The sequence below is a fragment of the Hyella patelloides LEGE 07179 genome (assembly GCF_900659865.1).
GTDB classification, from domain to species: Bacteria; Cyanobacteriota; Cyanobacteriia; order Cyanobacteriales; family Xenococcaceae; genus Hyella; species Hyella patelloides.
Genome location: NZ_LR214052.1, coordinates 1 through 8880 on the forward strand (window position 1 = coordinate 1; position 8880 = coordinate 8880).

Genomic DNA, 8880 nt, shown 5'->3' on the forward strand with positions numbered 1-8880 from the left:
ATAGAATTCATTATATGGGTTATAGTTCAGAAAGATTTACAAGATTATGCCAAGGTGAGGATACTAACATTCCACATCAGGAATTGTTTTTATATTACAGGTTTATGAATGAGCCAAATCAAGCACCAGTTCACTTGAAAAAGGCTAGTTTTAAAGTAACTACTTATCGTTTTTTCCAGAAAGTATTACACAAAATAGGGTCAAAAATAGCTTGAAACGCTTACTCTGTAAGGATTTCAAAATCAATACTTAGCGATCGCTATAACTCTTTAACGAAAACGGCAACTTTTTCTGAGAAAAGCCCCCTAGTTTGCAACCCAGACGAGATAGTTGCTGATTCAACAGATATTTTTAGTACTCTTGGCTCTGATGAGGTAATTAGTAGTTATCTAAATTTAGTTTTAGAGCAATCATAATTTATTTTTGAGCATTACAAGCTCTAGAGGTTTGATTGATGATAATTACCTCTATTACTAGAAAAGCTTATTCTCGATCTTTGTTGAAGTAACTTATTGCTTCTATACTAATTATTCTGATTCCTCAATACTATAATTTAATTATAGTTCTTATTTAAAATAGTAATCTTAAAAAATATTAATTTGTCAAAATAGCTTTGATAGCAATTCTTATGATATACCTATGCATCAAAATAAATTAACAATTCATATTAATAACTTGCTACTTACTACTTCTTCTCAACCAGGGAAAACGCCACCTATAGTGGCTCAAAAACCTGATTAATTTTTTTGTGTATTAAAAATTTACACGATCAAAAACAATAAGCAATCTTTCTTGAATACAATGAAAAAATAAGCAGAAAATTTGTGACCTCTAAAAAAGATTACAAGCAGTCTTGATTCGCCACAGTTAATTTTGGAGGTAATGCTTCGATGAATTCAATAATTCCGCTTTATTTATCGCTAACAATAGCATTAGCCAGTGGTTCTTTGTTTCTTCATCTCTTACCCCGCTTGGGCAAACCAGGGAAGCAATTCTCAGATACTCTTTGTCATGCACCAGGAATTGATGTGGTGCTATTTTATTTTATGATTCTGCCCTTAATTTTTGGTGCGCTTGTTGATGGCGGTCGTGGGTTAGGGGTGGCTCTGATTGCCCAGCTGAGTACATTTTGGATTTGGATTGCTGCTCATGAATTGATTTATTATAAAAGTCGTAAAGAGCCGAAGATTTTTCCTACTTTAAGCCGTATCGTAGGCGGTTGGCGCAATCATTTAGCAGTGTGGATTACTTTACTCGCTTTACCCTGTTTTTGGACAGTAAGATTTGCGGAAGTCGTGGCTTATCCACCCCTAACATGGCTAGTGGGATTCCCAAAATATCAAGCCAAGGATTGGGTAAATGTTTCACGGCATAAATTTGAAGGTTTGATTGGTTACGATCTGATTTGGTGTCTATATTGTGACTGGATGACGGGGGTATGGTCACTGGGTACAGAAATGCTACGTAATGTCGAGTCTTTTTGGTGTCCGATCCGCTTTTATGACGATAAAAAATGTGAAAATTGCAAAATTGATTTTCCTGATGTGGATGGAGCTTGGGTAAAAAGCGATCGCAATATGAAAGATGTTACTGAATTACTAGATTGCAAATATTCTCAAGTCAAAGAGCGTAGTTGGTTTGGGCATAAATCCCGTCAGTAGGGGCAAACAGCCGTTCGCCTCTGCAATTGTGATTCGTCGGAACGTCTCTACGATTAATTATTAGTTGTTAGTTGTCATGCTTTAAATTATAAATAAAGGTGTTTCTTGCACCCCACAGCCTAAAATATACACTCCGCGCTTCGCGTATTTGCTTATGAAGCGATCGCCAATCTCGAAAAAACAGCCTCTAGAATTTGCTGCAACCTATCATCTCAAAGATGCAGAATCAATTTTAGCTGAGTTGTCAACTTCTGTAACAACAGGACTAGACCCGCAAGCAGTACAAAAAAATCTTGCTCAATACGGGTCGAATGTCTTAGAAGAAACTAAGCCTCGTTCGGCAATCATCATATTTCTGAGCTATTTTTGGTCGATTCCTGTGGCTCTTTTAACTTTAGCTGCCATACTTTCTATTGTTACAGGAAGTATTGTTGATGCGTTGGTAATTATGGGGGTAGTAGTTATCAATGCTATTTTGGGTTATGTTACCGAAAGCAAATCAGAACGCATTATTCTCTCGTTAAAAAACCTAGTAAATCCTTCTGCTTGGGTAATTAGAGATGGTCAAGCTACAGAGATCGATTCTCAAGCAATAGTTGTGGGGGATATTTTACTGCTGAAGCGTGGTAGTTACGTTGCTGCGGATGCCAGATTAATTAAATGCGGTGAGCGAAACCAAAACCACCTGAGTATTGATGAATCTACTCTTACAGGAGAAAGTATTCCTGTAATTAAAACCGAACAAACCCTCACAGGGGAGGATATTCCCCTAGCTGAACGTACCAATATGGTTTATCGCGGTACTTTTGTCACTGGAGGACAAGGTTTAGGGGTGGTGGTGGCTACAGGAAAAGATACAGAAATGGGGCGGATTCAGGCTTTAGTGGGAGAAACAGCAATTCCGACAACTCCTTTAGAAAAACAATTAGATCGCGCTGGTGGACAACTGGTTTTATTATCTAGTGCGGTGTGTGTCTTGGTTTTAGGACTGGGGATTATTCGCGGTTATGGTTTTATCGAGATGCTCCAAACCTCTATTGCGCTGGCGGTTGCTGCTGTACCAGAAGGATTACCTACGGTGGCTACTATTACCCTAGCATTGGGTATTAACCAAATGAGAAAGCAACGGGTTTTGGTACGCCGTCTCGATGCTATAGAAACTTTGGGTTCGGTACAAACTATCTGTTTGGATAAAACGGGAACGCTAACTGCTAATAATATGTCTGTGGTGGAAATTCAGACACCTAGTCAAAAGATCGAGCTTACAGATGAGCAATTCTTGAATCAATGGAATGAGGAATTATCACAGCTAATTAAAGTTGCTGTTCTTTGTAATGAGAGTCAAGTAAACATTGATAGCAATGATGAAAATATAGTAGATGGTTCGCCGACAGAAAAAGCTTTGATGCAAATGGCAATTTCGGCTCAAATGGATATCTCTGCCATACAAACCAAATATCCTTTAATAGAAATCAATCACCGCGCTGATGGTCAAAACTATATGGCTACGGTGCATCAGCTAAATGAGTCTCAGAGATTAATTGCCGTTAAAGGAAATCCCTCAGAAGTTTTAGCACTGTGCCATTATCTACTAAAAAATGGTCAGACTGTTACTTTAACTGAAATCGCACGAAAAGCGATCGCCAATACTAATAAACAAATGACTAGCAAGGCTCTCCGCGTTTTAGGAACAGCTTATGCTCAAATCGATGACACAGAGGAAATTACTTTAAAAAACCTAATCTGGTTAGGATTAATCGGCATTACCAACCCAATTCGACACGGGGTTACAGAATTAATCGCTGATTTCCATCGTGCAGGAATTAACACAGTTATGTTAACAGGAGATCAGACAAATACGGCAACAGCGATCGCTAAAAAATTAAATCTCAGCCATCAAGAAGAATTAAAGGTTTTAAATTCTGTTGATGTCCAACCACTAACCACTAACAACCAACCAACCACTAACAACCAACCAACCACTAACAACCAACCACCAACCACTAACCAAGTTAATGTATTCGCCCGCATCAGTCCCGCCGATAAACTAAAAATTGTGCGAGCCTTCCAAGAAGCAGGAAAAGTAGTAGCTATGACAGGGGATGGCATTAATGATGCACCAGCCCTCAAAGCTGCGGAAGTGGGGATTGCCATGGGAAAAACAGGTACAGATGTTGCTAGAGAAGTTGCCGATATTGTCTTAGAAGATGATAACTTAGAAACTGCGATCGCTGCTATTAGTCAGGGCAGAACTATTTATAATAATATAAAAAAAGCTCTGCATTTTTTATTGGCTACCAATCTCAGTGAAATCATAGTTATGGTATTGGCTAATTTACTGGGTATCGGTCAACCCCTCAATGCAATTCAGCTTTTATGGTTGAATTTAGTAACAGATATTTTTCCAGGTTTAGCACTGGGTTTAGAAGCACCCGAACCCGATGTTTTAGAAGTTCCCCCTCGTCCTTCAGAATCGGCAATTGTTGATGTTACTGATTTTAAAAGGCTGATTTGGGAAGCCAGTGTAATATCTGTTGCTGCTTTAGGCGCGTACAGCTACGGTATTGCTAGTTATGGTATTGGAGGTCATTCCAGTACTATTGCTTTTATGAGTCTAGTTACCGCACAATTGTTACACGCCCTTAGTTGTAGATCGAACTTACCTTTGTGGCGAGTTAAGCTACAGCCAAACAACTATTTAATCCTTGCTCTGGGCATTTCTCTGAGTTTGCAGTTTATTTGTCTGATTATTCCTAGTTTGGGTAGTTTGTTAAAAGTAACGACAATTAATGGGTTGGATGCTGTAATTATTGGGGTCAGTGCTTTTTTACCATTAATAATTAATGAAGGGACGAAAAAGAAAGTTAGTGGGTAGTTGCTCGTTGCTCGTTGCTCGTTATTGATTTTTACGAAGTCAGAGGAAGCCCCGTCTTTTTAAGGCGGGGTCTCTCTGACCTATTACTTCCCCTGCCCCCTCGTTATAGCGATCGCTACTATAAAAGGTTTTATCAAGCAATATTTCGTAGCATAAATTAACAGTTAATTCAATTCTCTACACATAGAATGTTTGTATAAATTATCCAATAAAAGATAAATTATAGATAATAAATTATAGATATTTATAATAACATTGACAAAAGTCAATATATAACAAATTATGCCACTTAATAACTTTATCGCACTAGAACAAGCAATCGAGCGCGAGCCACTGGCTGTATCTCCTGAGTTGCCTTTGGAAGAAGTTATTGATCTAATGAGTCAAAGTTGGACAAATAGTTGTCTATTGGTGGGAGAGGATCGAGTTGCGGAAGCTAAATCGATCGCTTCAGTTGATTATAGTTGCGTTTTAGCGATCGCAAATTCTCAATTACTTGGTATTTTTACAGAGCGCGATCTCGTTCGCTTAATTTCTACAGGAAGAAGCTTAAATGGTAAGACTCTTGCAGAAGTAATGACCAAAGAGGTTATTACTCTGACTTCTACAGAATCCCAGGATATTTTTGCTGCTCTAAATTTATTACGCGAACATAAAATAAGTCATTTACCAATTACCGATGAAAACCATCGACTGCTGGGGTTGATTACTCAAGGTAGTTTGCGTCAGGCTTTACAATCTTTGGATTTACTAAAATTTCGCACAGTAAAAGAAGTCATGTCCAGGGCTATCCACGCACCGCCTACTGTCTCGGTTTTAGAAATTGCTCAATTGATGGCAGATTATCAGGTTAGCTGTATTCCTATCGTCGAAACTGCGAAATCTCTTAGACCAATAGGCATTATTACCGAAAGAGATCTGGTTCAATTTCAATTACTAGAATTGAACTTAGAAGAGATTACCGCACAAGCAGTGATGAGTACCCCGCTATTCTTAGCCAAACCAGAAGACTCTCTTTGGACAGTACAGCAGCAAATGGAGCAACGTCTATTAAGAAGATTGGTAGTAGCTGGTGAGCAAGGAGAACTATTAGGCGTAATAACCCAAAGTGGTTTATTACGAGCAATTAATCCTATCGAATTAAGAGGTTCTTTAGATATCTTACAAAGTAGAGTTCGTCGTTTGGAGAGAGAAAGAATTGAATTTTTGCAAAGACGCAATGATTATTTGGCAAATCAAATAGAACAACAAACCTCCGAATTACAAGATCGAGTGCAAAGAGAACAATTAGTCGCAACAATCGCCCTACGGATTCGTCAATCTTTAGATCTAGAGTCAATTCTCAATACCACTGTTGCAGAAGTCAGACAGTTAATTGAGGCAGATCGGGTATTAATTTATCGTTTTGAACCCGATCGTAGTGGTATTGTAACTAAAGAATCAGTTAGTGAATCCCAATGGTCTATTTTCCATCGAGTAGTCAAAGATTCCTGTTTTGAACAAGCTTGGATTGAACCTTACCAACAGGGTCATATTTTTTCTGTAGCAGATGTCGAGCGAACGCATTTAAGCCAATGCCACAGGGAATTTTTAGCTAGTTTTCAGGTTAAAGCTAATATTGCCATTCCGATTTTGTTAAGGGATGAAAATGCCACAGCAGATCGCCTGTGGGGACTGTTAATCGTTCATCAATGTTCTGCTCCTAGAAATTGGCAGGAATGGGAACTAGAATTACTACAACTCTTAGCCATTCAAGTAGCGATCGCAATTCAACAAGCCGAACTATATCAGCAAGCACAAAGCGAACTCGCTCGACGCAGACAAGCAGAAGAAACACTTCAAGAAAGAGAAACCCAATTGAAAACAGCCCTCGATGCTGCTGCTATGGGAACATGGAGTTGGAATATTGCTACCAATGAGGTGATTTTGTCCGCAAGTTCCCAGTCAATTTTGGGGTTTACTGATGGTGAATTTCCTGGCACTTTAGAGGCAATAGTCGATCGCATTCATCCTGAAGATCGCAACGCCCTCAACGAAAAAGTAACAAAAGCGATCGATGAAGGAGGGCTTTACGAGATGGAAACTCGCATAGTTTTAACCGATGGCAAACATCGCTGGCTGACAGCGAGAGGTCATGTATTACTTGACTCAGAAGATCGATCAACCCAGATGATTGGTGTCACCGCAGACATTACGGAAAAAAAACAGTTAGAAGACAAATATTTACGCCAACAACGTTTAGAAAGCCTTGGTTCTCTTGCAGGTGGCATTGCTCACGATCTCAATAATATTTTGACTCCCATTATGATGAGCGTGCAGATTTTACCTATTACCCTACCGCAAATCGATTCTCGCTCCCAAGAGTTAATTCAAATGTTGGAAACCAATGTTAAACGAGGTTCGGCTCTAGTCAAACAAGTATTATCTTTTGCAAGAGGTATTGAAGGAAAGCGAAGAATAGTACAGGTTAAGCATTTAATCGCAGATATACGGCAAATAGCCACAGAAACTTTCCCCAAATCGATTGAATTTCAAACTGATGTGTCGCCCAATTTATGGACTGTTCTAGGAGATGCTACCCAAATACATCAGATTTTACTTAATCTAGTAATTAATGCCAGAGATGCCATGCCTGATGGGGGAATACTAGATATTTCTGCCGTCAACTTAACAATGGATGAAGAATATGTTCGGGAACATTCTCAAGCTCAAGTTGGTTCTTATGTGGCAATTTCTATTACCGATACAGGGATTGGTATTTCCGCAGAAAACATCAACCAGATTTTTGAGCCTTTTTTTACCACTAAAGAAAATGATGGCGGTACGGGTTTGGGATTAGCAACAGTAATGACTATTGTCCAAAGTCATGGTGGTTTTATTGATGTGGTAAGTGAAATCGGACAGGGAACTCGGTTTAATGTCTTTATACCAGCATTAGAAGTTTCTGAAACAGACTTAGCCGAGCATTTGGCAATACCAAAAGGTAAAGGTGAATTAATTTTAGTTGTAGATGACGAAGCGACAATTCGTGAGATTACCAGAGCCTCTCTAGAAACTCATAACTACAGAGTAATCATTGCCAATAATGGCATCGAAGCCGTTGCCTCTTATGTCCAAAATCAAGCTGAAATTGCGTTAGTACTGATGAATATGATGATGCCAGAAATGGATGGTACTACAGCAATCCGTACTCTGCAAAAAATCGCTCCTAATATCAAAATTATTGTTATGAGTGGGAGTAATATTACCTATCAAACACTTAGCGATCGCAAATTGAACATCAGCAGTTTTTTAGCTAAACCTTACTCCACTTATGCTTTATTAAAAGCCATCAACAATGCGGTTAATGCTCAGTAGTAATTATTGCAGTACGTTAAATTGGTTAGAACAAGAAAACAACTACTGACGAGCCACTAACCACTGTAGAGACGCGATAGATAGCGTCTCTACTAACATAACTTTTATAGTTGATGTTTATCCCTCTTTTGTCAGACTCCGAAAACTTTTGTAATTTGTCAATCTTGTAACTCTTATACAGCAAGCGATTTAAAAGCTATTTACTAATAAAAAATCAAGCAACACACAAAACGAATAAAATTTAGGCACTCTTAAAATGTTGCACTGGGAAATACTGACTGTATATGGCTTTTGAGAAATCAGTATTTGTTTTTAATATTAGTAAATCTCGGAAAGTGACAAAAGAGGGATTACTCGGAATAAACAGTTAGATTATAAGTTTCATTAAATCATTTTCTCTAGAATACCTAATGCTGTTTCTGTTCCAATAATTACTTCTGGTATTCTATTAACACTTAATAACCATTTATCAAGCTCTTGCTCTTCTAATAGGAATATATCTTCACTAGTTAAAATATACTCTATTACATATTTATTATTAGAAGGATTTTGAAAAACACTGAAACTTAGAAATTTTGCTTTATCTATCAATTCTTCTCTCACGATAGTCTTTCCTGATATTTCTGTAAAGTTAGTACTTAAAGCTTGTTTTCAAATTAATAAAAAACTTTAAGAAACTCATGAGAATAAGATGAGTAAATTTTCTTGACCATCTGCCTTCTAATAAGGAATTCGCGATCGCTGCGCTTGAGATTTTAACGGGACTTAAACAATCAATAAACTAAAAGGCATTGTCCCTTAGTTTGAATTGATGTACTATCTCATTTTAAGTGATTATCCGAACTTGATATTATTTGTGTTTGACATCCTCTCCGCCCTGCGCTGACGCTAAAGGACGGAGATTCCTAGAACAAACTTAATTGCTCGTAGGTGGTTGACACTTCACCGAGAACAGCTACCACTGGCAGACTTACACACTCTCCATGT

General features: G+C 38.2%; 4 protein-coding genes and 1 pseudogene. 4 read left to right on the forward strand and 1 reads right to left on the reverse strand.

Translation table 11 applies throughout. From position 1 onward, the window contains the following. From H1P_RS37800 to H1P_RS28065, 4 genes and pseudogenes are all read left to right on the forward strand, one after another. Positions 1-215, forward strand: a pseudogene (locus tag H1P_RS37800) (Npun_R2821/Npun_R2822 family protein); the annotation flags it as partial. A 675-nt stretch (positions 216-890) separates the two neighbouring features. Beyond that, on the forward strand, positions 891-1661 hold the full coding sequence (locus tag H1P_RS28055; RefSeq protein ID WP_144873950.1) for a hypothetical protein: 771 nt from the start codon (positions 891-893) through the stop codon (positions 1659-1661). Positions 1662-1815: 154 nt separating this feature from the next. Continuing rightward, the gene (locus H1P_RS28060; protein ID WP_144873952.1) at positions 1816-4536 is read left to right on the forward strand and encodes a cation-translocating P-type ATPase; all 2721 of its coding nucleotides are present in this window, start codon (positions 1816-1818) and stop codon (positions 4534-4536) included. Positions 4537-4818: 282 nt separating this feature from the next. Next, positions 4819-7893 carry a CBS domain-containing protein gene (locus H1P_RS28065; protein ID WP_144873954.1) on the forward strand — a complete coding sequence of 1025 codons (3075 nt, stop codon included), beginning with the start codon at positions 4819-4821 and terminating at the stop codon, positions 7891-7893. A gap of 384 nt (positions 7894-8277) precedes the next feature. On the opposite strand, the gene H1P_RS28070 is transcribed toward H1P_RS28065, so the two are convergent. After that, the gene (locus H1P_RS28070; RefSeq protein ID WP_144873956.1) at positions 8278-8496 is read right to left on the reverse strand and encodes a hypothetical protein; all 219 of its coding nucleotides are present in this window, start codon (positions 8494-8496) and stop codon (positions 8278-8280) included. Between the last annotated feature and the right edge of the window lie 384 nt (positions 8497-8880).